This is a genomic window from Nonomuraea recticatena (genome assembly GCF_039533245.1).
GTDB lineage: Bacteria > Actinomycetota > Actinomycetes > Streptosporangiales > Streptosporangiaceae > Nonomuraea > Nonomuraea roseola.
Map to the genome: position 1 here is coordinate 86,326 of NZ_BAAATE010000033.1, position 25,001 is coordinate 111,326.

At 73.1% G+C, this 25,001-nt stretch carries 14 protein-coding genes; 8 read left to right on the plus strand and 6 right to left on the minus strand.

Features of this window, described 5'->3' with window-relative positions; genetic code table 11:
- Window positions 1-54: 54 nt before the first annotated feature.
- The 3 genes from ABFX50_RS40745 to ABFX50_RS40755 are packed head-to-tail and all read right to left on the minus strand — an operon-like array spanning window position 55 to window position 4,187.
- Complete coding sequence (locus ABFX50_RS40745) at window positions 55-1,134, minus strand: saccharopine dehydrogenase NADP-binding domain-containing protein (RefSeq protein WP_346154348.1); 1,080 nt, start codon at window positions 1,132-1,134, stop codon at window positions 55-57.
- Window positions 1,131-3,053: a phosphopantetheine-binding protein gene (locus ABFX50_RS40750; protein WP_346154350.1), complete on the minus strand. Its 1,923-nt coding sequence runs from the start codon at window positions 3,051-3,053 to the stop codon at window positions 1,131-1,133. Before ABFX50_RS40750 ends, ABFX50_RS40745 begins: the two co-directional genes overlap by 4 nt.
- 9 nt (window positions 3,054-3,062) lie before the next feature.
- Window positions 3,063-4,187 (minus strand): class I SAM-dependent methyltransferase, encoded by a 1,125-nt coding sequence (locus ABFX50_RS40755; RefSeq protein WP_346154352.1) that lies wholly within the window; start codon window positions 4,185-4,187, stop codon window positions 3,063-3,065.
- Window positions 4,188-4,296: 109 nt separating this feature from the next.
- Between ABFX50_RS40755 and ABFX50_RS40760 the strand changes: the two genes are divergently transcribed.
- Genes ABFX50_RS40760 through ABFX50_RS40790 form a run of 7 tightly spaced genes read left to right on the plus strand, consistent with a single transcriptional unit; the run spans window position 4,297 to window position 21,709 of the window.
- Window positions 4,297-8,109, plus strand: a complete 3,813-nt coding sequence (locus ABFX50_RS40760; RefSeq protein WP_346154354.1) for a non-ribosomal peptide synthetase — start codon at window positions 4,297-4,299, stop codon at window positions 8,107-8,109.
- Window positions 8,106-14,567, plus strand: coding sequence for an SDR family NAD(P)-dependent oxidoreductase (locus tag ABFX50_RS40765; protein WP_346154355.1), 6,462 nt, complete (start codon window positions 8,106-8,108; stop codon window positions 14,565-14,567). The genes ABFX50_RS40760 and ABFX50_RS40765 overlap by 4 nt, the downstream gene beginning before the upstream one ends.
- A gap of 11 nt (window positions 14,568-14,578) precedes the next feature.
- Window positions 14,579-16,120, plus strand: a complete 1,542-nt coding sequence (locus tag ABFX50_RS40770; RefSeq protein ID WP_346154357.1) for an ABC transporter substrate-binding protein — start codon at window positions 14,579-14,581, stop codon at window positions 16,118-16,120.
- A 1-nt stretch (window position 16,121) separates the two neighbouring features.
- The gene (locus ABFX50_RS40775) at window positions 16,122-17,063 is read left to right on the plus strand and encodes an ABC transporter permease (protein WP_346154359.1); all 942 of its coding nucleotides are present in this window, start codon (window positions 16,122-16,124) and stop codon (window positions 17,061-17,063) included.
- On the plus strand, window positions 17,060-17,845 hold the full coding sequence (locus tag ABFX50_RS40780; RefSeq protein WP_346154361.1) for an ABC transporter permease subunit: 786 nt from the start codon (window positions 17,060-17,062) through the stop codon (window positions 17,843-17,845). The genes ABFX50_RS40775 and ABFX50_RS40780 overlap by 4 nt, the downstream gene beginning before the upstream one ends.
- Window positions 17,842-19,233, plus strand: coding sequence for an ABC transporter ATP-binding protein (locus ABFX50_RS40785; protein WP_346154363.1), 1,392 nt, complete (start codon window positions 17,842-17,844; stop codon window positions 19,231-19,233). Before ABFX50_RS40780 ends, ABFX50_RS40785 begins: the two co-directional genes overlap by 4 nt.
- Window positions 19,220-21,709, plus strand: coding sequence for a class I SAM-dependent methyltransferase (locus ABFX50_RS40790; protein ID WP_346154365.1), 2,490 nt, complete (start codon window positions 19,220-19,222; stop codon window positions 21,707-21,709). Before ABFX50_RS40785 ends, ABFX50_RS40790 begins: the two co-directional genes overlap by 14 nt.
- Before the next feature lie 43 nt (window positions 21,710-21,752).
- On the opposite strand, the gene ABFX50_RS40795 is transcribed toward ABFX50_RS40790, so the two are convergent.
- Window positions 21,753-22,673 (minus strand): NAD(P)/FAD-dependent oxidoreductase, encoded by a 921-nt coding sequence (locus ABFX50_RS40795; RefSeq protein ID WP_346154367.1) that lies wholly within the window; start codon window positions 22,671-22,673, stop codon window positions 21,753-21,755.
- Window positions 22,673-23,389: a methyltransferase domain-containing protein gene (locus ABFX50_RS40800; protein WP_346154369.1), complete on the minus strand. Its 717-nt coding sequence runs from the start codon at window positions 23,387-23,389 to the stop codon at window positions 22,673-22,675. Before ABFX50_RS40800 ends, ABFX50_RS40795 begins: the two co-directional genes overlap by 1 nt.
- An 80-nt stretch (window positions 23,390-23,469) precedes the next feature.
- On the opposite strand from ABFX50_RS40800, the gene ABFX50_RS51545 reads away from it, so the two are divergent.
- Entirely contained in the window at window positions 23,470-23,817 is a 348-nt protein-coding gene (locus tag ABFX50_RS51545) for a hypothetical protein (protein WP_379506259.1), read from the plus strand.
- 33 nt (window positions 23,818-23,850) lie between these two features.
- On the opposite strand, the gene ABFX50_RS40805 is transcribed toward ABFX50_RS51545, so the two are convergent.
- Window positions 23,851-24,480 carry a winged helix-turn-helix domain-containing protein gene (locus ABFX50_RS40805; RefSeq protein ID WP_346154371.1) on the minus strand — a complete coding sequence of 210 codons (630 nt, stop codon included), beginning with the start codon at window positions 24,478-24,480 and terminating at the stop codon, window positions 23,851-23,853.
- Between the last annotated feature and the right edge of the window lie 521 nt (window positions 24,481-25,001).

Here is a 25,001-nt window from a genome sequence, read left to right on the forward strand (position 1 = left end):
GTGCGCCTCGGGCTCCGCCGGTCAGGCCGCTCCCCCGTGAGACGCTGCGGGCGCTCAGCTGACGGTGAGCTCTCCGACCAGTGGGTCGTCACGCAGCGTCGCCGCCGCGGCCTCGGCGTCCAGGACCTCGGCCGCGAGGTGAACGCCGGGCGGCACGGAGCCGGTCAGCACCGCTCGTGTGGCGAAGGCCATCACCGCCCCGCTCAGGGCATAGGAGTCCGTGGCGGTGAGCAGCACCCGGGTCGGGCCCGGTGACGAACCGGGGTGGGTGCGAGCGGTGAACAGCATGACGTAGAACGCCCCGTGTTCGGCGTTGTCCAGCTGGGAGGCCCGTACGACACGCGAGGCGTGGGGGGCCAGTGCGTCGGGGTCGGCGCCTGGGAGCTCGGCCCATGCCTCGGCGAGGGCGTCGGGCAGCCGGTTGGAGACGAAGACGTTGTAGGAGCGCACCTCCTCCGCCCCGGTGTCCACGGCCAGGGTCTGCGCCTCGGTGGTGAGGTACGGCCAGGCGTGCGTCGCCACAGGGAAGCCGGGCAGCCGGACGCCGTGCAACGGGGAGAGCGTGTTCTGCGCGATCCGGCCGTCGCGCCAGGCGGCCATCGGCGTGCCGAATCTGGGTCCCCTGGTCAGCAGGGCGTCCACGGCTGACAGTGGGGTGAACAGGGCCGCACCTCCGACGTAGACGTCGAGGCGGCGCGGCGCTCGCCCTTTGGCGAGCAGCCGGGGAAGCAGTCCGGACAGTCCCGGCATGACGCCTGCGGAGAACACCGCCGTCCTGCCGCCGAGCGCCGCCGCGCCGCCGCTGGTGAGCGCGTCCTTGGCGGCGAGCTCACCGCCGATGTCGACGTAGTCCGCGCCCGCCCCGAAGGCGGCGCGGGCCACCGTGTCCAGCACCCGATAGGTGGGACCGGCGCAGTTGACCACGATCCGGCATCCGGCGCAGAAGGCCGCCAGTTCGGTCGGGTCGTTGAGGTCCACCCGCACGGCCCGCGCCCCTCCGGGCAGTGCCTGCGCCACCGCGGCGGCGGAGGCCACATCCCGGCCGCCGAGGCGCAGCGGCCCGAGACCGTAGGCCGCGATCCGCTCCGCCGCGGTCCTGCCCACCGCGCCGGTGGCGCCGAGCAGCCCGATCATCGCTGGGCCCTGGAGCGTACGGCGAGCGCCACGCCTGCCACCGTCGGATCCGCCAGGAAGTCCCGCACGGGCACCGGCGCGCCGGTCTCCTTGGCCAGCCTCACCACCGCGCGGACCGCCAGCAGAGAGTCTCCGCCGAGCGCGAAGAAGTCGGCGCCGCGATCGAGCACGGGCACCTCGAGGAACTCCTCGAAGACGTCGGCGACGACCTGCTCGAGATCGTCGGCGGGCGGCCCCTCCGCGTGCCGGACGGTCGATGCGGACGACGACTCTGCGCCGACGGGGTCGGCGGACGAGGGGAGACCGGGGACTCGGTCCCAGCCCTGGCCGTCGGCGAGAGCGTCGACCAGCTCGACGAACTCGGCGAAGGCCGCGGTCACCTGATCGGCTTCGAACAGCTCGTCGACCAGGGAGAAGACGGCGACCATCTCGTCGCCGAGCTCGAAGCAGCGCACCTCGATGGAGACCTGCGGTGTGCGCAGCTGGTGGAAGTAGTCGGAGGCGACGACCCGCCCGAGGGGTCCGGCCTCCTCAGGAGGGCGTCCGCCCATGGCGGCGTCCACGCCCAGCACGCTCTGGAAGACCACCGGCCCGACCGGACGCCAGCTGCCCCGTCGTCGCGCCAGTTCGCGGCCGACCTCCACCCCGGTGATCAGGTTGTGCGCGGCGTGCTCGCCCGACGCGGTCTGGGTGGCCGCGGCGAGCTGGGCGAAGGTCGCGTCGGGGTCGAGGTCGAGGGGCAGCAGCATGGTGCTGGCGAAGGCGCCCACGACGCGCTGCACGTCGGGATGGAGCGGAAGCCGGTTGAGCTGCAGAGAGTTCAGCAGCATCCGCCGGTGCCCCGCCCAGCGGGCCAGCACCACGCCGAAGGCCGTGAGCATGGCGGTCGAGGGCGTGACGCCATGGCTGGTGCACTGCAGCCGCAGCGCGGCCCAGCGGTCGGCGGGCCAGCGGTGCTCGCGGTTGCCCATGGTGACCGGCCGTACATCCTGGGGGTCGGCGGCCAGCGGGAGCGCAGGCGGGGCGGGCAGCGTGTCCAGCCTGGACCACCACCAGTCCCGGTCGGCCTGCCAGGCAGCGGTGCCAGGGAGATCGGCCAGCGACGTCACGTAGTCACCGAAATGGATCTCCAGCGGAGGGATGACCGCGTTCCAGTCCGCGGCGAAGGTGAGGAGCTCGCGGCTGAGCACGCTGGAGGACCAGCCGTCGAAGATCAGCAGGCTGAGTCCGAGATGGAGCCGTCCCTCACCTCCCGGCAGCAGGGTGAGCCTGATGTCCAGTCCAGGTCCGCTGGTGGGGTCAGGTCCCGTGGTGCTCATGTCCCGCCGCACCTCGGCGAGCGCGTCGGCGATCTTCTCGGCGGGAGCCTCTCGGTGGTCGTAGACGCGCACGGACGGCACGGCGCCAGGCGCTCCGACGGGTAGCACGTGCTGGCGTCCGTCGGAGGTGACGCGGGCCCGCAGGGTCGGCTGGTGTACGGCGAGCCGCTCGACGGCGTCGATCAGCGCGTCGGCCGCCTCGTCACCGTCCACCTCGGTCAGCGCGTAGTCGAGGTAGTAGTGGGCGGAGTCGTAGGACAGCTCCCAGCCGTCCTGCTGGCCGACGAAGTAGCCCTGTTGCAGAGGAAGCAGGGCGAACTCCGCATGCGGGTCGCGGCGCGGGGTCACCGTGATCGGCAGTGCGCGGGCCATCGGCTCGTCGGACGAGCGTCGCCGTACCAGGTCGGCCAGTCCGCCCAAGGTGGTCTCCACCCGCACGTCCGACAGCGCAAGCACGACGCCGAGCCGCTTGCGCACCAGCGCGGACATGCGGACCGCGAGCACCGAGTCACCGCCCAGGCGAAGGAAGCTCACGTCCTCGGGGATCTCGTCGGGTCGCAGGTCGAGCAGCTCCGCCCAGATGGCGGCCAGTTCCTTCACGTGAACTCCTTATCGGCGGATGGCGACGAACAGGCGCTGGGACATCGCGGCCAGCGGGTCCGCGTCGCGGGGAAGATCGACCTCGACGCGCAGCCCTGCCCGCTCCAGCCAGCCGAGCCACTCCTCGCGGCGCAGGTAGGTACGGGTACCGGCGCGCCCGTCGTGCCGTTCTGGTGGGCGGGTTCCTTTTCGCGGGGACAGGGCGAACGGCATCGTGGTGAGCGACTGGGGATGCTCGCGGACGGTCTCGATGAGCAGCACCCGCCCGCCCGGCGCGAGCAGCGCGGCGGCCTGTTCGAGCAGGCGCCCCACGTGGGGGGCGTTGTGTGCCATGGTCGCCGCGACGACCAGGTCCAGCTCTCCTGGCTGTCGCGGCAGGTCGGTGGAGATGTCGAGCAGCGCGTAGCGCAGGAAGCCCGTGCCGAACCGCCGGCGCGCGGTGTCGAGGAAGAACGGCGACAGGTCGGTGAACAGGTAGAACTCGACCGGACGACCGGCGAGCACGGGGAGCAGGTCCGCCGTGGTGGCGCCGATCCCGGCGCCCAGCTCCAGAATGCGCAGCGGCCGGCCGGCCTGCTCGGCCAGGTCGCGGAGCACCTCGGCGGCGGCGGCATTGAGGTATCTGCTCACGAGGTTGTCGCGATAGACGGCCTCGGCCGCGCCCGGCTCCCCGTCCGGATAGAGCAGCGCCTGCACGCCGATCTCGTCCCGGAGCAGCTCAGGCAGCATTCCCAGCGAGCGCAGCAGCATCGTGGCCAGATCGGGTGGGTAGCCGAGAGCGATCCGTGCGGACTCCATGCCGGTGCGCGCGGCGGTCAGCTCCGCTCGGCGCGGGCCGTACAGGTCGTGGAAGCGGCCATCGGCGGCGCGTCCCGCCAGACCCTCCTCGTGGAGGGCGTCGAGCCAGTGCGCCACGATCCAGCGATGCCGTTCGGCCGCGCCCAGGTCCAGGGCCAGCTGGTCCGGCGCGTGCGTGCCGCCGTTCCTCAACCGGGTACGGCGGTGCAACTCGGTGGCGATCCCGAGAAGCGCGAGACGGTCCAGCCGGCCGATCGCCTCGGCCACGCCGGAGGTGTCCGCCCCGGAGATCGCGGCCCGCCCTGCCCTGTCCGCGAGGACGTTCAACGCTGACATGGACCGGAACACTAGGAAGAATGAGAATCATTTTCAAGATCTAGACATAGGGGGCAAATCCATGTAGGAATGAAAACCGTTTCCACATTGTTGATGGAAGGGATCACCGTTGGGTTCCGCCACCGTCGAAGAAGTGCTCGCATGCCTGGCAGACGTGCTGGAGCGCCGCCCCCAAGAGCTGGATCCCGACGCGACCCTCACCGCGCTCGGCCTGGAGTCCTTCACCGCCGTCCGCCTGCGGCGGAGGTTGCGTGAGGAGACGGAGCTGGACCTGCCGCTGACGGCCTTCCTCGGATCGGCGACCGCGCGCACGGTGGCGGCCGGCATCGTGCCGGAGGCCGTCGAGGGCGGCGCAGCGTCCTTCCCGCTCACCCCGATCCAGGCCGCCTACCTGGTCGGCCGAGACCCGGTGTTTCCTCTGGGCGGGGTCGCGACCTTCTACTACTTCGAGTACGACCGCGTGCCGGACGGTGACCCCTTCGCCGACCTGGCCAGGCTCGAGGACGCGTGGAACCGCCTGGTGAGGCGGCATCCGATGTTGCGCATGGTCGTGGATTCCGACGCCAGACAGCGGATCCTCGACGACGTGCCCGACTATGTGATCGCTCGTGTCGACCTGCGGGCCACCGCGCCGGAAGAGGCGCTCGACGCGCTGCGGGCGGAATGCTCCCACCAGCTGCGCCCCACCGACCGGTGGCCGCTGTTCGACCTGCGGGCCGCGCTGCTGCCCGATGGCCGCACCCGGTTGTTCGTCGGCGTCGACGTGCTCGCCCTCGACCTCATGAGCTGGATGCGGCTGATGCGGGAATGGGGCCTGCTCACCTCCGACCCCACGCTGGAACTGCCCGACCCGCCGCTGGGCTTCGCCGATCTGGTCCTGCGCCGTGAGAACGACCCGCGGCTGGAGGCTGACACCGCCTATTGGGCTCGTCGCGCGCCCGGCCTTCCCGACGGACCCGCTCTGCCCTGGACGCGCGGGCCCGCCGAGCTGGGCGTCCCGCACTTCACCAGGCACGGCGCGGAGCTGTCGGCCGAGGAGTGGGCGCAGCTGCGCAAGCAGGCGGCGGCGCACGGGCTGAGCCCCACCGGCCTGCTGCTGGCCGCCTTCGGGCTGGTCCTGCAACGCTGGGGCGCCCGCGACGCCTTCTGCCTGAACACCACGCTGTTCGATCGCGACGATCTCGCCCTCGGTGACGACACCCCCGGCCTGGACGGCGTCGTCGGCGACTTCACGAGCACCATCCTGGTCGAGGTCCCCGCCGTGGATCCCGGGAGCTGGTACGGCTTCGCGGGATACGCCGCCGCCGTCAACCGGCAGTTCTGGACCGACCTGGACCATCGATCCGTCTCCGGCATGGAGGCGCTGCGCGCGGCCATCGAGTCGGGGGAACGCCCAAGGGTGACCGATCCGGCCACCGGACTGCCCGTGCCCACCCATCCCGTGATCTTCACCAGCGGCGTCGGGCTCGCCGGTGCGGGCCCCGCCCCCGCCTCCTGGCTCGGGACCGAGGTGTTCGGTGTGTCGCAGACCCCACAGGTCCTGCTCGACCACATCGTGTGGGACGAGGACGGCAGGCTGCGCATCGCCTGGGACGCCGTGGACGGCGCGCTCCCTGACGGCTTCGTCGACGGCATGCTCGCCGCGCACGTCCGCCTGCTGCGCCGGTTGGCGAGCGAGCCCGATCTGTGGACCGACCCCGCCCTGGGCTGGCATCCGTCGTTCCTGCCCGATGAGGCGGCGCCCCGCGCAGCCTTTGGCCAAGCCGGTCCCCTCCTGGACGATCCGCTGCGCACCGCAGGACAGACCCCGGACGCGCCCGCGCTGCTCGACGCCACGACACAGGTGTCCTCGGCCGGGCTGGCCGCACGAGCCGCCCGTACCGGCCGGGCGCTCGCCGGTCTGGGCCTCGGCCCTGGAGACCTGGTCGCGGTGGCCGCGGACAAGGGCGTCGCCCAGGTCATCGCGCTGCTCGGGGTCCTCGACAGCGGGGCGGGATACGTGCCGGTGGAGCCGTCCTGGCCCGCGAGCCGTATCGCCTCGCTGTGCGAGCAGGCCGCCGTACGGCACGCGCTCCTCGATCAGGACGCCGACGCCTCAGCGTGGCCCGAGGGTGTGACCGTGCACCGCCTGGACACCGACGGCGTCCTCTCCCTCGCCGTGGAGGCCGAGCCCCGGCGCCCCGCCCCTGACGACCTCGCTTACGTGATCTTCACCTCGGGTTCGACAGGCAAGCCGAAGGGCGTGGCCATCGAGCACCGTGCGGCCCGCACCACCCTGGACGACCTGGCGGAGCGCTTCCCGCTCACCGCGCGGGACCGGGTGCTCGCCCTGTCGGCGTTCAGCTTCGACCTGTCGGTCTACGACATCTTCTCGGTCCTCGGCTCGGGCGGCGCGGTCGTCCTGCCGCAGGCCCGCCGCCAGCGCGATCCAGGGCACTGGCTGGAGCTCATGGCCCAGCACGGGGTCACCGTGTGGAACACCGCTCCTGCCCTCCTGGAGATGCTGGTCGAGTACGCCGAACTGGAACCGGAGGCGGTGCGGCGGGCCCTGTCCACGCTGCGCCTGGTGTTCCTGTCGGCGGACTGGATCCCCGTGACGCTGCCCGACCGGCTGCGCGCCCTGGCGCCGGCGGCCGAGGTGGTGAGCCTGGGCGGGGCGACAGAGGCGTCCATCTGGTCGATCTGCCACCCGATCGGCGAGGTCGACCCGGCCTGGCCGAGCATCCCGTACGGCAGAGCGCTGCGCGGGCAGTCCTTCCACATCCTCGACGAGCAGGGCAGGCCCTGCCCGGTCGGCGAGCCCGGCGAGTTGCACATCGGCGGCGACGGGCTGGCGCGCGGCTACGTCGGCGACCCCGCGCAGACCGCCGAACGATTCATCACCCATCCGGTGCTGCGCCGACGGCTCTACCGAACCGGCGACCTGGGCCGCTGGCGGCACGACGGGACGATCGAGTTCCTCGGCCGCCTGGATCGGCAGGTCAAGATCCGCGGCCACCGGATCGAACTCGGCGAGATCGAGGCCACACTCGACCGGCTGCCCGCGGTCCGGCAGGCGGTGGCCCGCGCCGTGCCAGGCCCGGACGACCGGCCACGGCTCGTGTGCTACCTCGTCCCAGCCGATCCCGCCGCGCCGCCCTCCGACGACGAGCTGATCGACGCCCTGCGGGCGAGCCTGCCGCCGTTCATGGTGCCCAACCGCTTCATCCCGATGGCCTCGCTCCCGATCACCGACAACGGCAAGGTCGACTACAAGGCGCTGAGCAACCCCTACCAGCGAATGGACGAACCCGCGGTGGCCGAGCCCGCTGTGGTGGAGCCCTCCGTGGTGGGGCCCGCTGTCAGCGTGCCCTCCGCCCCGCTCGAGGCCACGTCCCGGGTCCCCGTCGTGACGTCGACAGTGGGCCGAGGGATGCGGCTGACCCTCACCATCTCCGCCGACGGGGTGATGGAGCTCGTGGTGGAGGGGGCCGATGATGGAGCGGCGCCTCCCGTGCCGCAGCCGCTCGCGCCGCCGCCTCCCGCGCCTGCCCCCGCACCGCCGGAAGCGACGCAGGCCGCAGCATCGGGGCCTGATCCCCAGGTGGAGCGGGCGGTGGCGCGGGTGTTCAGCGAGCTGCTCAAGGCCCCCGTCGACGTCACCACCCCCTTCTTCCGGCTGGGGGCCTCGTCGCTGACGGTCGTGCTCGCGCACCGCGCGCTGCGTGCCGAACTGGACGAGGGCCTGACCGTGGTGGACATGTTCGCCCGGCCCACGGTCAGAGAGCTCGCCACCTTCATCACCGGCCGCAGGCGGCCATCCGCCGACGAGCGGCCCGGATCACCCGCTGTCTCGCGCCCTGAACCCGATCCCACCTCGTCCAGCCGGGCTGCCGACGCCCGGCTGGCGGCCAGGGCCCTCGCCGCCGAGCTGACCGGATGAACGCCATGCAGGAGAAGATCGCCGTCGTCGGGCTGGCCTGCAGGTTCCCCGGCGCTTCTGACGCCGACGCGTTCTGGGCGCTGCTGCGTGACGGCCGCGAGGGGCTGAGCAGGTTCACCGACGAGGAACTGGCGAGCCGCGCGGTCCCCGCGCGGTTGCGGACACACCCCCGCTTCGTCCCGGTCGGCGGGTTGATCGAGGGGCAGGCCGACTTCGATCCCGAGCCGTTCGGTTTCAGCGACGCCGAGGCCGCGCTGCTCGACCCCCAGCACCGGCTGTTCCTGGAGTGCGCCTGGCACGCGCTGGAGCAGGCGGGGCACGGTGGTGGGCGAGGCGCGGGCGCTGTCGGCGTCTTCGCGGGCGCCATGCAGAGCTCCTACCTGGCGGTCAACCTCGTCGGACGGTGGGACCCGACCGGGGGCGGCTTCGATCCTCTCGGCAGCATGCAGACCGCCATCGCCACGCAGGCCGACTATCTGCCGTTGCAGACGGCCTACCGGCTCAACCTCACAGGCCCCGCGGTCGCGGTGGCCACCAGCTGCTCGACCTCGCTGGTCGCCGTCCACCTGGCCGCGCAGTCGCTGCTGAGCGGCGAGTGCGACACCGCGCTGGCAGGAGGGGTGTCCCTGATCGTCCCGCAGGGCCAGGGCTACCTGCACGTCCCCGACGGCGTCTTCTCCGCCGACGGGACCGTCCGGCCGTTCGGTGAGCAGGGCACCGGCATCGTCTACACCCAGGGCGTGGGCACGGTGGTGCTGCGCCGCCTGGCCGACGCGCTGGCCGACGGCGACCCGGTGCTGGCCGTCCTGCACGGCTCGGCGACGAACAACGACGGCGCCGACAAGGCGGGCTTCACCGCGCCCTCGGTCCGCGGCCAGGCCCGCGTGGTGGCCGAGGCGCTCGCCGTGGCGGGGGTCTCGGCGCGGGAGGTCGGCCTGGTCGAGGCGCACGGCACCGCGACCAGGCTCGGTGACCCCATCGAGGTGACCGCGCTGCGCCGGGTGTTCGGCGACACCGGCCCCGCCTGGTGCGGGCTCGGCTCGGTGAAGGGCAACATCGGGCACGCCAACTCCGCGGCGGGCATCGCCTCGTTCATCAAGGCGGTGCTGGCCGTCCATCACGGGGTGCTGCCCGCGACGCTGCGCGCCCACCCGCTCAACCCCCACCTGGGGCTCGACGGATCGCCCTTTGACGTGATCAACGAGACCAGGCCATGGGACACCCCTCCGTACGCGGGGGTCAGCTCCTTCGGCATCGGCGGCACCAACTGCCACGCGATCCTCGGCCCCGCGCCCGAACGTCCACCTTCCACCGAGGACCCGCGTCCTCAGCTCCTGGTCGTCTCCGCCGCCACTCGGCAGGCCGCGGCCGCCGGGGCCGCCGCGGTGGCGAGCTCGGCCGTCCAGGCGGGCGCGGATGACCGCCACACCGCCGATCTCGCCCACACCCTCGCCACTGGCCGCGCCGAGCTGGCCTGTCGCGTCGCCGGAGTGGGCGCCGCGCGGCTGTCTTCGGCGGTGCCTGTCAGGGCGGCGAGCCCGGCCCCTCGGGTCGTGTTCGCCTTTCCCGGTGCGGGCAGCCCGTACCCGGGGATGGGCGGTCAGCTGTACCGCGACGAGCCGGTCTTCGCCGCTGCCGTCGACGAGTGCGCCGAGCTGCTGCGCCCGCTGCTCGGCGCCGATATCCGCGACGTGCTGAACCCGCGGGTCTCCGCTGACCGGGTCAGGGACGTGGCCTTCGGGCTGCCCTCGCTCTTCGCCGTCTCGCTGGGCGTCGCCCGGCTGCTCGCCTCCTGGGGCGTGCGCCCTGACGCGCTGCTGGGACACAGCCTCGGGGAGTGCACCGCCGCCGCGGTGAGCGGCGCCCTGCCGCTGCCCGAGGCCGCCAGGCTGGTCGCCGCCCGCTGTACGGCCGCGGCCCGCGCCGCGGGTGGCGGTGCGATGCTCGCCGTGCCGTTCGACGAGGCGAGCGTCCTGGAACTGCTGTCCCGCCATGGCGAGCTCGACCTCGCCGCGGTGAACGCCCCGGGCGCGTGTGTGCTCTCCGGCCCCGCGTCCGCTGTGGATCGGCTCGCCACCGAGCTGAGGGATGCGGGCGTCGCGGTCACCAGCCTGCGGGTTGACGCGGCGATGCACTCGCGGCTGATGGAGCCGGAGCTCCCCGGCCTGTCCGCGGCCCTGACCGGCCTGACCGGAGCCGCTCCGGCCGTCCCCGTGTTCAGCACCGTCACGGGCGCGCTGGTCGAAACCGGCCTGGCGGATCCCACCCACTGGACCCGGCAGCTGCGCGATCCCGTACGGTTCTCCGACGCCCTGCACGCGGCCCTCTCCCCCGATCAGGGGGGCGAGTCGGTGATCGTCGAAGTGGGACCGGGCACGACACTCTCCTCGCTCGCCCGCAGACACACCTCCCTCGCGCCGCGCGCTGTCCTGCCCACCCTCGTCTCGGGTGATCCGGAATCGGAGACCGTGCGGCAGGCGGTCGGCGCGCTGTGGACCCATGGCGTCCCGGTGAACCTGGCCGCGCTCTCCGCGCCCGGCCGCCGGCGGGTGGCCGCGCCCGGCTACGCCTTCCAGCGCCGCCGCCTGTGGATCGATCCCACCGAGACGGCCGCCCCGCTGGAGGCGAGGATCGACGCTGACGAGCCGCTGCAGCTTCCCACCTGGCTCCAGGTCCCGCCCGCCGAACCCGTCCTCGCTCTGGAGGGGCGATGGGCAGTGGCCGGAACGGGCCCCCTCGCGGACGCGCTCCGTGCCGAGCTGTCCAGCTGCGCGGATCCTGCGATGCCCGCCGAAGGACCGCTCGCGGGACTGGTCGTCGTGGCCGGCACGCCGGGCGCGGCCGGCCAGGAACCGGACGATCCCTTCAGCAGCGGCGAGGTGTCCGAGGAGATCCTCGGCTTCGGGACCGTCGCGGCGGCGGCGCAGGTGGACCGGCCCGCCCTGCTCCTCGTGACACGACACGGCGAGCGAGTGGGCGCCGACCCCCCGCCTGATCCCGTTCAGGCGGCCGTCCGGGTGCTGCCCAGGGTGCTCGGCCAGGAGCAGCCAGGCCTGCGCTGGGCCACGGTCGATCTGGGCACGCCCGCCGAGCCACGGCACGAGGCCCGTGCCCTGCTGCGGGAGCTGGGCGCACTGGTGAGCGGTCACGCCGTCGGCGCCGAGACCGCGCTGCGCGGATCCAGTCGATGGCAGCGCCGGATGACTTCGTGGCGACCCCCTCATGACGTGCGGCGGCACCCCGGCGAGGGCACCGTGTTGGTCACCGGTGGGCTCGGCGCGGTCGGGCAGCTGTTCGCCAGGCACCTGGCCGCTCTCGGGAACCGGGTGATGATCACCTCACGCACCGCCGAGCGGGCCGATGCCGTCCTCGCCGAGGCGGGGGTCGAGATCCGCGTGTGCGACGCGGCCGACCAGGCCGCCACCGCCGCCCTGCTCGCCGAGCTGTCCCAGGACGGCCCCGTCGAGCTGGTCGTGCACGCCGCCGGGGTGGTCGCGGGCGCGCGGCTCGATCCGCTCAGGGCGCTGGAGGCCGAGCAGGTCGCCGAGCACGTGCGGGCCAAGGTCGAGGGTACGGCGGCGCTGCGCGGCGCGATCGCCGGGTTGCCGCTCGATCGACGTCCCAGGACCGTGCTGCTCATGTCCTCGGTGACCACCCTGGTGGGCGGCGTCGGGATGGGCCCCTACGCGGCGGCCAACGCCGCGATGGAAGCTCTGGCCGCTCGGCCGCTGGAACCGGATCACCGTGACGACCCGACTCGCTGGGTCAGCGCGGTGTGGGACGGCTGGCGCGTGGCCGCTGGAGGCGCCGAACAGGCGGTGGCGCTCACCGACGCGTTGGACGCGGGCACCGGCACCCGTGTGCTGGACCGGCTGCTGGCCGCCCGAGCCACGGACACGCTGCCCCCGACCGTCGTGATCGCGGCGACCGACCTGAACCCGCGGATGGTCGCTGCGGGACGGCCCCGGCAGCGCACGGGCGTGGGCGACGCCGAGCGGCTCGGCCCTGTCGAGGCGGCCGTGGCCGAGCTGTGGTCGGAGCTGTTCGGCGCCTCCGTCTCCGACCCCGACGCCGACTTCTTCGCCCTCGGCGGGCACTCCCTGCTCGGCGTCAGGATGCTCGGCGCGCTGCGCGACCGGTTCGATGTGCCGCTGGGGCTGCGCGACCTGCTGGCCTCACCCACGATCGCGGGGCTCGCGAAGCTGATCGAAGCGAGCAGCGCCAACGGGGCACGGACTGCGGCGACCTCTCCGGCTGCGATGGAGACGGCGACGGTTCCTGATCCGTCGCTCGACGACGGCACCTTCCCGATGACCAGGGTCCAGCACGCCTACTGGGTGGGGCGGGACGGCGGCTACCGCTGGGGCGACCTGCCCTGTCATTTCTACCTGGAGTACGACTGCGCCGACCTCGACGTGGAGCGCTACGAGCGCGCCTGGAACCAGGTGGTGAGCCGCCACCCCATGCTCAGGGCCGTGGCCACCCCCGAGGGACGGTTCAGAGTGCTGGACGACCTGCCGCGCTACCGGATCCGGGTGCACGACCTGACCACCGGGGACGAGCGCCGGCTGGCCGCTCTGCGGGAGCGGATCTCCACCCGTCCAGGTCCGCCCGACCGCTGGCCTCTGGTGCAGATCCAGGCGGCCCGGCTGCCGGAGGGCCGGATCCGGCTGTTCATCGGGGTCGACGTGCTCATCTGCGACGCGGCGAGCTGGTGGATCATCGAGTCCGAACTCCACGCCCTCTACCGGGATCCGGACGCCACTCTGCCGCCCGTCGACCTGCACCCCGCGCACTGCGCGGTGGCGTTGCGCGAGCGGAACAGCGACCGCGCCGCCGCCTACTGGCGTGATCGCCTGGACACCGTTCCCGGACCGCCTCGCCTTCCGGTGCGGGACGTGGACCAGCCACGGTTCGTGCGCAGAGCCGTACGGCTGAGCCAGGCGGAATGGGACGCGCTCCGAGCGGCCGCAGCCCACCACCGCGTCACCCCGACGGCGGTGCTGCTGACCGTCTACACCGATGTGCTGGCCCGGTGGGCCGGGTCGGCCGGATTCAGCGTGACGCTGACCCTGTTCGATCGCCCGCCCATCCATCCGCACGTGAACCGGGTCGTGGGTGACTTCACCTCGCTGCTCCTGCACGAGGTTCCCGCCACGCCCGCCTCGACCTTCGCGGCGCGGGCCGCCGCCACCCAGGCCCGGATGTTCGACGACCTCGACCACAGGGAGTTCTCCGCGCTGGACGTGCTCGCCGAGCAGGCCGCCCGCACCGGCGAGATGCGGCCGGTGCCCGTGGTGTTCACCGGCGCCCTGGGTGTGGCGGACCTGGCGGAGGGCCAGGTCGCGCTGGAATGGGCAGGGGAGCAGGTGTACGCCCTGTCGCAGACCCCGCAGACCTGGCTCGACCACCAGGTGCTGGAGCAGGGCGGCGAGCTGCGGCTGCAGTGGGACGCGCTGGACGGCGCGCTCCCCGCGGACGAGTTGGAGGCGGCGATCGCCGGGCACGCCGCGCGGGTGCGGGAGCTGGCGGCCGACCCCGCCGCCTGGACCCGGGCAGAAGGTCGCGCCGAGGCGAGGGACATCGTCCTCCCCCTCCGGTCCGACCATGGCTCCGACACCCGCCCCACGCTGTACCTGGCCCATCCCTCGGGCGGTGACGTCCTGTGCTACGCCGAGCTTTCCAGGCTGCTCGACCCGCGGGTGGACGTCGTGGCGCTGGCCGACCCCGAACTGTCGGGAGCCGCAGGGCCCGGCCCCGAAACGGTCGCGGGGATCGCCGGGCAGTACCTGGCGGCGCTCAAGGAGGTCGGCGGCTGCGGCCCCTGGCTGCTCGGCGGCTGGTCGATGGGCGGCTCGGTGGCTCAGGAGATGGCCCGTCAGCTGCACGCGGACGGTGAGAAGGTCGCCCTGCTGGTGATGCTCGACTCCAACGATCCGGCGCTCATCAGGAACGTGCCCGGCCACGACGCGGCCGAGATCGAGTGGCAGGTGGCCCTGAGGCATCTGCGTGCGCTGGAGGCCTTCCTCGGCATCGACCTCGACACCGATGACGCGCTGACCGGCCTGCCACTGGAACTGCGGCTCGCCGCCGCCGCCGACCGGCTGCGCGAGCACCGGCTCCTCGGCCGAGGCGAGGATCTCGCAGGGCGGCTGCGCGTGTTCGCCCGGCACCTGCGCGCCCTGGCCGCCCACACGCCGCGCACGTTGCCGGACTCCCACACGCAGACCCTCCTGGTGCGCGCCGACCGCCCCTCCCCCCGCAACTCCGGGATCGGGATGGGCGTCGACGGCACCCCGCCAGGGAGGGACGATCTCGGCTGGCGGCCCTACCTGGCGGGTCCGCTCCACATCGCCGGAGTCGACGCCCACCACTACGGCCTGCTGCACCCGCCCGTGCTGCCCACCGTGGCCCAACTGATCAACGCCGCGCTCGACAGGGCGCTGGCGCGACACTGAGAAAGGCCCTCATGCGTTCCCCACTCGCCGCGGTCACCGCCGCGGTCGTCTTCCTGGCGGGCTGCTCCACCAGTACGGCGCAGCCCGCTCCGGCCCCCGGCGCCCCCACCGCCACCGCCTCGGACACAGCCTCGGACACCGTCCGCTACGCGGCGCCCGGCTCCCCTTCGAACGCCGTCACCGACCCGCACGGTCTGCTGCCGGGCGAGAGCGACGTGGTCAGGATGGCGCTGACCTACGACGTCCTGACCCTGCCGGGCCCTGACGGCAGGACGCTGCCCCGCCTCGCGACCGCGTGGACGCCCGACGCCGCCCTGACCAGGTGGCGGATCGCCCTCCGCGACGACGCGACGTTCTCCGACGGCCGCCCGGTCAAGGCCGCCGACGCGCTGTTCTCCCTGCGCAGGATGGGAGAGAAGGCGGCGGAGAACTTCGGCCGGATGGCGATGTTCGACCTGGGCGCCTCCAAGGTGATCGACGACACGACCTTCGAGCTGGTCACACGGAAGCCGTACGCCGAGGTCGGCAAGGCCCTGGAAGGGGCGACCTTCGTCGTCCCCGAGGGCAGCACCGACTTCTCCAAGCCGGTGCCCGGCTCGGGACCGTTCCGCGTGAGCGACAGGGGCGGGGCCCAGGCCGTGGTTTTCGAGCGGAACGACGACTGGTGGGGGCCCAAGCCGCCCAGCCGGGTCATCGAGGTGCGCGCCCTCCCCGATCCGCAGGCCAGAGGAGAGGCGCTGCTGTCCGGCCAGGTCGACCTCGCCGGCGGGGTGCCGGCCGCCATGGTCGAGCAGCACAAGGACGACACGGCGATCCAGGTGCTCCGCCGACCAGGCGCGACGCTCTATCCGCTGGTCATGCGCATGGACACCGAGCCCTTCGACGACAGGCGGGTCCGCCAGGCCGTACGGCTGGCCCTGGACCGGCAGCAGCTGCTCGACGTCGCCTTCCTCGGCTTCGGGGAGCTGGGCAACGACCTGATCACCCCCAAGGACGCCACCAGCCCGACCGACCTGCCGCAACGCACCAGGGACGTGGCGCGCGCCAAGGCCCTGATGACCGAGGCCGGACTCGGTGAGGGGGTGGACCTCACCCTGCACAGCACGACCGCCTACCCCGGCATGGACACCGCGGCCACCCTGATCGCCCAGCAGCTCGCCGAGATCGGGATCAGGGCGAAGGTCGAACTCGCGCCGCCTGACACCTACTTCACCAGCGTCTACGCCCAGAAGCCCTTCTACCTCAGCTACCTGGGCGGCATCCCGTTCCTCGACGTGGTCAGGGTCACGCTGACGCCGGGCTCCCCCACCAACGAGACCGCGTGGCGGGACCGCACCTGGTCCACCGGCCTGGACCAGGCTCTGGCCGAGCCGAAGGAGGTCAGGCGCCGTACCCTGCTGGGCGATCTGCAGGCTCGGCTGCGTGACGAGGGCGGCTATGCCGTCTGGGCGCTCAGCGACCGGCTCGACCTGGCCAAGCCCGGCCTGACCGGCCTTCCTGAGGGCATCGGATTCTCCTCGGCCTTCATCGACCAGGTGAAGCTGGGCGGCTGAGGTGAGGCGTGGTCTGATCCGTGCGGCGGCGCTGCTCCTTGCCGCCTCCGTGGTCGTCTTTCTGATCACCGAGGCGCTGCCGGGGGACGCGGCCGACGTTCGCGGCGGCGGACGGGCCACTGCCGAGCAGCTGGCCCGGCTGCGCGCCGCCGAGGGGCTCGACCGGCCGCTGCCCTTCCGCTATCTCGACTGGCTCGGCGGCGTGCTGACCGGCGATCCAGGGCGTTCCCTGATCACCGGGCGGTCGGTCGCCGACCTGGTGGCCCAGCGCGCACCGGTGACACTGACGCTGGCCGTGGTCGCGCTGGCGCTGGCCGTACCCCTCATGCTGGCCCTGGCGTGGGCCGCCGTACGCGGGCCCAGGAGGCTGCGGCCCGCGGTGACCGCGAGCGTGGTCGCGGGGGCGGTGGGGCCGCAGGTCGTCGTGGCCGCCGGCTTGGTCGCCCTGTTGTCGGCCGCCTGGGGTCTGGTCCCTCCTGTGTCCCTGCTGCCCACCGACGAGCCTGCCTGGCAGCGGCCTGATCTACTGGTCCTGCCGGTGCTGACCCTCGCGCTGCCGACCGCAGGGTACGGCGCCGCCCTGCTGCGTGGCGCGATCGCCGATGTCACGGCCCGGCCGTTCGTACGTGATGCCGAGCTGCGCGGCCTGCCGTCCGGCGCGGTCCTGCTGCGCTACGTGCTGCCGATGATCGCGGCTCCCGCCGCGCGGCTGCTGGCAGTGATCGCCGGCGGGCTCGTCGCGGGCACGGCGGTCGTGGAGACGCTGTTCGGCCTTGCCGGACTGGGCGAGTTGCTGGTCACGGCCATCGGGGTCCGGGACATCCCGGTGATCCAGGCCGTCGCGTCGCTCGCGGCCGGCGTGGTGGTGGCCGGGCTGCTCGCCGCCGACGCGGTGGCCCGGGTGATGGATCCGCGGACCGGGTCGAAAGCGGTGTCCCTGTGAATCGCCATGGAGCCCTCGCCGTCGCGGTCGGCGCCGTGCTCGTGGTCGCCCTCTGCGGGGAGACGCTGGCGGGGGCGGATCCCACCCTGACGGTGGCGGCTCCCTGGGCCGCTGCCTCGCCGGGCCTGCCGTTGGGCGCCGACGGCCTGGGACGGGACGTCCTCGCCAGAGTTCTGGCCGGCGGCCGCGAGCTGTGCCTGGTGTCGCTGTCCGCGGCCGCGACCGCCTCGGTCCTGGGGGTCGCGGGCGGGCTGTGGGCCGGTTGGAGCCCGGGCCGAGCCGCGCGGGTCGCGGCGGGGTCGGCGGATCTGCTGCTCGCGCTCCCGCTCCTGTTGGTGGCGCTGTTGGCGGCGGCGGCCCTGCCCGGTCCCGCCGCGGTGATCGCCGGCACGGTCCTCGGCGGGACTCCACTGACGCTCCGGGTGATCGCCGACGCCACGACCGCCGCACGGCACGCGGGCTACGTCGAGGCGGCGCTGTCCAGGGGCGAGTCGAGCCGTACGGTGCTGCTGCGCGAGATTCTGCCGGCGCACGCGGGGCTGGTGGGCGCGGACCTCGGGCAGCGGGTGGTGCTCGCCGTCCAGCTGGCGGCCGCGCTCAACGTCCTCGGCTTCGGCCCCGCGCCCCCGACGCCGGACTGGGCCGCCATGCTTCGCGAGAACCTGCCAGGACTTCGCCTCAACCCCGCCGCCCTGATCGCCCCTGCGGTCGCCCTGGCGGCGCTGGCGGGCACGGTCGCCGCCCTCTCGCACCTGCTCGCCACGCGCGAGGACACCAGATGAGGCCGGGACTGACGGTCCGTGGGCTGAGCGTCGCCGACAGGGCGGGAAGGGTGATCGTCGACGGGCTGGATCTGCGGATCGTTCCCGGCCAGGTGGTGGCCCTGACCGGCCCTTCGGGCGTGGGCAAGACGACCGTGCTGCGGGCCGTGCTCGGCGCGCTGCCCGAAGGGCTGATTCTCAGTGCTGGGCGGATCGAATGGCATGGCACGCCCGTACGGGCACCGCGTCGCTGGCGACGACGGCACGTCGGATTTCTCGGACAGGATCCGGCCTCCGCCCTGCACCCCCTGCTGGACGCGCGATCGGCGGTGGGCGAGACGCTCCCCCGCGCCGCACGCGGTCACCGGGCAGAGCGCGCTCTCACCGCGGTGGGCCTGAACCCCGCCGAGCTGGCCGCCCGCCTGCCGCACCAGCTCTCCGGCGGACAGGCGCAACGCGTCGCGCTGGCCCGGGCACTGGCTGTTGACCCCGAGCTGCTCGTCCTCGACGAGCCCACCAGCGCCCTGGACGCCGACGCCTTGGCGACCGCGCTGGAGCTCGTGCGCCGCCGCCGCGGCGACGGCCGCTCGATGACGCTGATCGTGTCGCACGACACCGCGCTGGTCACCGGCCTGGCCGACCACGTCGTACGGCTCGGCCAGGCCCAGCCTCCGGCCGAACGCCGGATGGCAGGCCCGGTCGCCCGGCACCCCTGCCTGCCGCCCGTGCTCGTGACGCGTGATCTGACGCTCGCCCAGCCGCCAGGCGGTGCCCCCGTCGTCGAGGGGATGGATCTCACCCTCTCCCCCGGCGAACTGCTCGTCGTGCTCGGGCCGTCGGGGTGCGGGAAGAGCACGCTGCTGCGCGCGCTCGCGGGCCTCCACCCTGCCGAGAAGGGCGAGGCGTCCGTGCTGGGCGACCCGCTGCCCTGGGCGGTAGGCGAACGCACCCCCGCGGCACTCCGCGCGTTGTCACTGGTCGGGCAGAACCCGCTCGACGCGCTGAACCCATCCCGCACGGTCGGCGCGGCGCTGTGTCGGCCGTTGCGGACGCTGCGAGGTCTCACCCGACCCGCGGCGCGCGCCGAGGCGAACCACCTGCTGGCCAAGGTCGGACTGCCCGCCGACCTCGCGCGCCGCTATCCGGGCGCGCTGTCAGGCGGGCAGCGCCAGCGAGTGGCGTTGGCCAGGGCTCTGGCGGGAGGGCCCGCGATCCTGCTGGCCGACGAGATCACCTCCGCGCTGGACACCGTGACCGCCGGCCAGGTGCTCGATCTCCTCGACGAGCTGCGGCGCGAGACCGGGCTGGCCGTACTGGCCGCCACCCACGACCAGGCGCTCGCCGCCCGCGCGGACCGGGTGCTTCACCTCTCCTCTCACGATCGGAGGCAACCCGTTGACATCCATTGACGGCGTGCTGCTCGCCCACCCCTGGATAGCGCGCGTGGACCACACCTCCACAGGGGGGCTGGTCGTCACAGCGGACCCCGCCGCGCTGACCGTCAGACGCGACCCCGGCCGGCCACCCGTGCTCGGCGACCTGGTGCGGGAGCATCTGGAGCACTGGGGCGAGGTCTACGACTGGACCTACCGCTCCGGCCAGGGCGAACACCGGCAGGAGCTCGACCTGTCCGGCTGGCGGGCCACCGACACGGGCCTGCCGCTGGCCGCCGAGCACATGGCCGAATGGGTGGACAGAACCGTCGAACTGGTGCTGCGGTTGCGGCCGTCCCGGGTGCTGGAGCTCGGCTGCGGCACAGGGATGTTGCTCCACCGGCTGCACCCGCACCTGAAGGGCTACGTCGGCACCGACATCGCCGAGCATGTCGTGTCCAGGCTGGACGGCCTCGACCTGCCCGGGGTCCGGGTCGTGCGAGCCGCCGCCCACGAGATCAACGGCACGGCGGTACGCCAGGCCCTGGCCGGGCTCGGTGAGCGGCCCGACTGCGTGCTGCTCAACTCCGTCACCCAGTGCTTCCCCAGCGTCGAGTACCTGAGGGCCGTGTTGCACGACGCGATCGACGCGGTGGCGCCTGGCGGCACCGTGATCGTAGGGGACATCCGCCATGCGGGACTGCTCGACGCCTACGCCCGGTGGCTGGAAGGCGACCTCCCCGAGCCGGAGCTGACCATCGCGGCCGAGCGCCGTGCGGCGGCCGACACCGAACTGCTGCTCGACCCCGCGACGCTCGCCGCCGTCGTCGCGAGCGCGGACCGGCCGGTGACCGTCAGCCTGTTCGCCAAGACCCTGACGGCCGACACGGAGCTGACCCGCTACCGGTTCGACGCCGTGCTGCACGTCGACCCCGACCCCGGGCCCGCCCCCGCCGTCCGCGAGTGGGACGTGGCCGAGCTCTCCCAGTTGTCCTCTTCCGCTCCTGTCCAGGTACGCGGCATCCCCAACGCCCTGTTCAGGTCCACTCCAGACGCGCTCTCCGGTGCGGAGCTGCGAGCCGCTCTGTCCGACCGCGACGCCGTCGTACTGATCGACCCGGACGATCCGGCCATGTTGGGGGTCGCGCTACCCGCCACGGCCGCCGCCGGTCCCGTGGACGACCTGGCGGGGGTGGGCAGGCCGCACGAGCCCCTTGGCGCCTTCGCTCGGGCCCGCCTGGTCGAGGTCGCCCGCCGCGCGCTGCGCCGTGCCGGGCTGCCCGTCCCTGAGGAGGTGACCGCGCGGCTGCCCAGCGGGCCAGGCCACGACGCCCCCGCTCTCGCGCGAGAGGCCGAGGACGCCGACACGGCCGGGCGTCTGGCCCTCGGCGTCACTGGCAGGGCAGGGACGCTCTCGTCCGGCGGCGGAGATCCAGTGGTGCCCGACTCCGCGCTCGACCACCTGCCCGCCGCGATCCAGCGGTTCGACGAGATCGCGCTCGCGGCGTTGAGCGGGCTGATCGCCGATTCCGGAGCGCTGCGGTCCGACACGTCCCGAACCGCCGAGCAGGTCGTCGGCGCCTTGGGTGCGGCACCCCGGCACGCCTGGATCGTCCGGCGGTGGCTGTCCGTCCTGCACGCCGAAGGACTCGCCCGCCGCGACGGCGACGGCCGTTACCTGCTCGGCCGTGAGAGCAGGCCCGTGGCCATGGCCGGGCTGGACCAGTCCTGCGCGGCGCTGGGATACCCCCAGGAGATGGCGACCTTTTTCCGCGAAGCCCTCGCGCGCCTGCCCGAACTGCTCCGGGACGAGATCATGGCCCAGTCACTGCTGTTCCCCGACGGCGACCTGCTCACCTCGCTGAGCAAGGACCAGAACAACGTCAGCAACACCTACCTGAACGCGGCGGCGGGGCACGTCCTCGGCCGGGCGGCGGCCACCCGCGCGCAGCCGTTGCGCGTGATCGAGCTGGGCGCGGGGGCAGGAGGGAGCACGGCCGCCGCGCTCGAAGGGCTGCGTGAGGCCGAGATCGACTACCTGTTCACCGACATCTCCCGGTTCTTCACGATGGCGGGCAAGGAGCGGTTCGGTGACCGGCTGCGCTACGGCCTGCTCGACATCAACGCCGATCTCGTGGAGCAGGGGGCGGTGCGAGGCGGCGCGGACGTGGTGATCGCCGCCAACGTCCTGCACTGCGCGCGGAACGCCGGACGCTCGTTGCGTTGGATCCGCGAGCTGCTGGCCCCCGGCGGCCTGCTCGTCGTGACCGAGGCCGTCAGGGAGCACTACCTGGTGCTGGCCACGATGCAGTTCCTGCTCTCCCCCAGGGAGGGCGAGCCCGATCTCGGGGCGGGCGACCGGCGCGGCGGCACCGGCAAGGTCTTCTTCACCGGCAGGGAGCTGCCCGCCGAACTGGCCGAGGCTGGTCTGCGCCCGATCCTCGAGCTGCCACGGGCCGGCTCCCCGCTGGCCTCCCCCGCCCAGCACCTGTTCGTCGCGGCGAAGATCTGAGGCGTACGGCGGGCCGGGGACGGCCCGCCATACGGTCACCGTCTCACAGTGGGACGGGCAACCCCGCGCGGAACAGCTCCTGCTCCAGCCACACAGCGGCCCGCACCCCGTCGGCGGCGCTCGGACCCACGAGCGTCACCGGCTCGGGCACCGCCTTCAGATGAGCCGCGTCCCCTGCCGCGTAGACGCCGGCCACGCTGGTCCTGCCGTACTCGTCGACCTCGACGCATCCGTCGGGCAGCAGCGCGCAGCCGAGCTGGACGGCCAGTTCGGTGCTGGGCAGGGTGGGGGCCCGGTGGTAGACCGCCTGCCGTTCCAGCTCCACGCCGTCGGCGAAGCGCAGGGTCAGCGCGTCCAGCTCGCCCTCGAGCGCGGTCAGGGGTGTCTCGATCACGGTGACGTCCCCGGCCTTCATGATCGCGGCCACCGGCTCCGGCATGGTGCTGGGCCCGTTCGTGCACAGCACCACATCGGTGCTGTAGCGGTCGGCCACGTAGGCGGCCAGCATCGCGTCGGCGCCGTTGCCGATGACCGCCAGCGTCTTGCCGTTGGTCTCGTAGCCGTGGCAGAAGGGACAGTGGAACACGCTTCTGCCCCACCTCTCCCGCAGTCCTGGAACGTCGACGGGCAGATCGGTCAGCCCACAGGCCAGCACCAGCCGCGCCGCCTCCTCGCTGCCGCCGTCCTCCAGCGCCAGCGTGAAAGCACCCGTCTGGCCGCCGGCCGCGACCACCCGCCCACGCCGCACCTCGACGGTCGGGTACGCGGCCAGCTCGGCCCTGCCGTCGGCCAGCAACAGGGCAGGCGATCCGCCGTCCCGCCCCAGGTACATGTGCATCTCCGCGGCGGGCGCGTTACGTGGTCGCCCCGCGTCGATCACCAGGACTCGTCGGCGCTGCCGTCCGAGCACCAGGGCCGCGCTCAGGCCCGCGGGGCCGCCGCCGACCACGATCACTTCGTACATCAGGTGTCTCCTCCGCCGATGATGTGCATGCCGAGCTCCACCGGCCCGGTGCGGGCCGGTTCGAGGCCGTGCTCGCCGAGCTCGGCTTTCAGTTGCTCCTCGGTGAGCACCCACCAGGCGTAGCTGGTCTCCAGCTCGCCGACGAGCTCGCCGTCCTGGTAGGTGCGGTAGGTCATGTGCCAGGTGAGCCGGTCAGGACCGGCAGGCTCGGCGCGGCCCCAGCCCTCGTACGTGCGTCGCCCGACCCGCACCTCGGCCGCCCTGAACTCCGGGACCGCCACGGGCTCGGTCGGCGGCTGCAGGTTCAGCACCGCACGACCGGCCCGCTCGGCCAGCAGCGCCCAGATCCGGTGCCGGTCGGCGGGAGAGAAGTGCCCGATGACGTTCATCGCGACGACCGCGCCGAGCCGGTGCGGCAACACCGCCTCCAGCAACCCCTCAGGGAGCACGGTCACCCTCGCGCGCAGCGCCGGGTCCTCGTTCACCCTCGCCAGCAGGACCGAGCGGAGAGCGGGAGACGGTTCGACCGCAAGGATGTCCGCCTCAGGAACCGCTTGCGCGATCACCCTGGTGCCGTGCCCACCCCCGGCTCCCACGTCCACGACCGGGCCGACGACTCCTCGCAACGCCTCCGCCAGCGGAGGGCCGAGGCTCGGCCAGTGCGGCGCCATCATCACGTCGATGAACTCCGCGGACCGCTCGTACTGATCAGTCACAATGCAGCCTCTGTAGGATTGATAATCATTTTCTCCGTGATGACACTAAGGATCCGGGAGAGCGATCGTCAAGGGAGCCCATGATCGGGAAGGCTCTGCCCTCACGGGTGGCCGAGCCTTCGACGATCCGCAGGACGTGCCGCGCTGTTTCCCGAGGAGGACGTCGTCATCGCGGGAGCGGTGGAGAAGCGGCGGAGGAGTTCACCACGGGACGCCTGTGCGCAGGCCGCGCACTGGCGCAGCTCGGCCTGCCGTCCCTGCCTGTTACCCGCGGCGAGACAGGAGGCCCGCGCTGGCAGAAGGGGTCGTGGGAGCCAGCACTCACTGCGCCGGATACCGAGCCTCGGCCGTCTCAGCCACCGCACTGTCCGTGGTCATCGACGCCGAACCCCGCGAACCACTGCCTGAGGTTGTGCCAGGCCCGGTGATGGCCAGCGGGACACTGGACACGCGCATACCGATCAGGGCGAGACCGGGAGGAGACGATATCCGGTGGCGTCGGTCAGTAGGCGCCAACGGTTCGGCCGGGCTGCTGCAAGCTTGCGTCGTAGAGAGCCGAGATAGAGCCGCGCCACCGCCTCCTCGTCGGACCGCCCTGGACCCCACACCTCGACGATCAACTGCTGTACGGTGACCGGCCGACCGGCCTGGCCCACCAGGGCCGCGAGGATCCGTCGCTCGACGGGAAGGCAGCCGGCCCCGACGTCGTCGGGTTCCTCGGCGTCCGGTCTGTCACACCAGCCGGCCAGAGGGCCGATGGCGTCCACCAGCCGGTCGGCCCTGACCGGCTCGCTCAGGCAGTCATCGGCCCCCGCCTCGTACGCCTCCAGGCGATCGAGAAAGCTCCCTGCCTCGATCAGCACGATCACCGAGGCCCCTGTGGCAGCGCGCAGCTTGGCGATCTGCGCTGCCGTCGGGCCCGCCTCGCCGGCACTGAGTACGGCGACCGCAGCCTGACGACGGCCCGACGCAGGCCGGGCCTCGCCACACACAGCCCTTTTGGTTTCCACCGTGTGCCCGCGCTCTGCCAACGCCTCGACGACCGCGGAGACCCACGGTTGCGCCGGGTCCGTCAGCAGCACAGTGGCCACTGGAGCTCCTCGTCCGTTGTCCGCATGGCGTCATGATCGGGCCTGCCGTCGCCGCAGAAACGAATCCATACGCCATGCCGACGGCAAACCGGTAAAAAACGATGCGTTCTTGACGCGCGGCGTCGCCGCGGTGCCGGGTGGGGCGTTCCAGTGCAGGCCAGTGCAGTCGACGGCGATCGGCTCCTGCCGCTCCCCCCAGCCCGCCACTGCACCCCCTCACGGACATCCTCGACCCAGCCGACCAGTCCTCGCGCGCCATCGCCCATGCGGTGTCGGGTCAGCGGTTATGTCAGCGGGCGTGTCAGGACGGCGGCGGCCCGGTATCAGAGCGGTCGGCGAACGTTGTCGCCATGAACGGTTCAGCGCTTGAGCCCTCAGGGCGGCCGGGTGAGACCCACTCGGGCGCCAACAGGACCCCATTGCACGAGCCGTCCGTTCACCTGAATTCTCGGATCCGAAGGAGCACACCACCATGTCCGTCACCCTCACCGACCAGGACAAGCTCACCCTGCGGACCGCCG

Bases quoted from the DNA above. Each gene is read 5' to 3' on its own strand.
- ABFX50_RS40745 (WP_346154348.1), bottom strand. From the start codon at position 1,134: ATGATCGGGCTGCTCGGCGCCACCGGCGCGGTGGGCAGGACCGCGGCG.
- ABFX50_RS40755 (WP_346154352.1), bottom strand. From the start codon at position 4,187: ATGTCAGCGTTGAACGTCCTCGCGGACAGGGCAGGGCGGGCCGCGATC.
- ABFX50_RS40765 (WP_346154355.1), top strand. From the start codon at position 8,106: ATGAACGCCATGCAGGAGAAGATCGCCGTCGTCGGGCTGGCCTGCAGG.
- ABFX50_RS40770 (WP_346154357.1), top strand. From the start codon at position 14,579: ATGCGTTCCCCACTCGCCGCGGTCACCGCCGCGGTCGTCTTCCTGGCG.
- ABFX50_RS40785 (WP_346154363.1), top strand. From the start codon at position 17,842: ATGAGGCCGGGACTGACGGTCCGTGGGCTGAGCGTCGCCGACAGGGCG.
- ABFX50_RS40795 (WP_346154367.1), bottom strand. From the start codon at position 22,673: ATGTACGAAGTGATCGTGGTCGGCGGCGGCCCCGCGGGCCTGAGCGCG.
- ABFX50_RS51545 (WP_379506259.1), top strand. From the start codon at position 23,470: ATGATCGGGAAGGCTCTGCCCTCACGGGTGGCCGAGCCTTCGACGATC.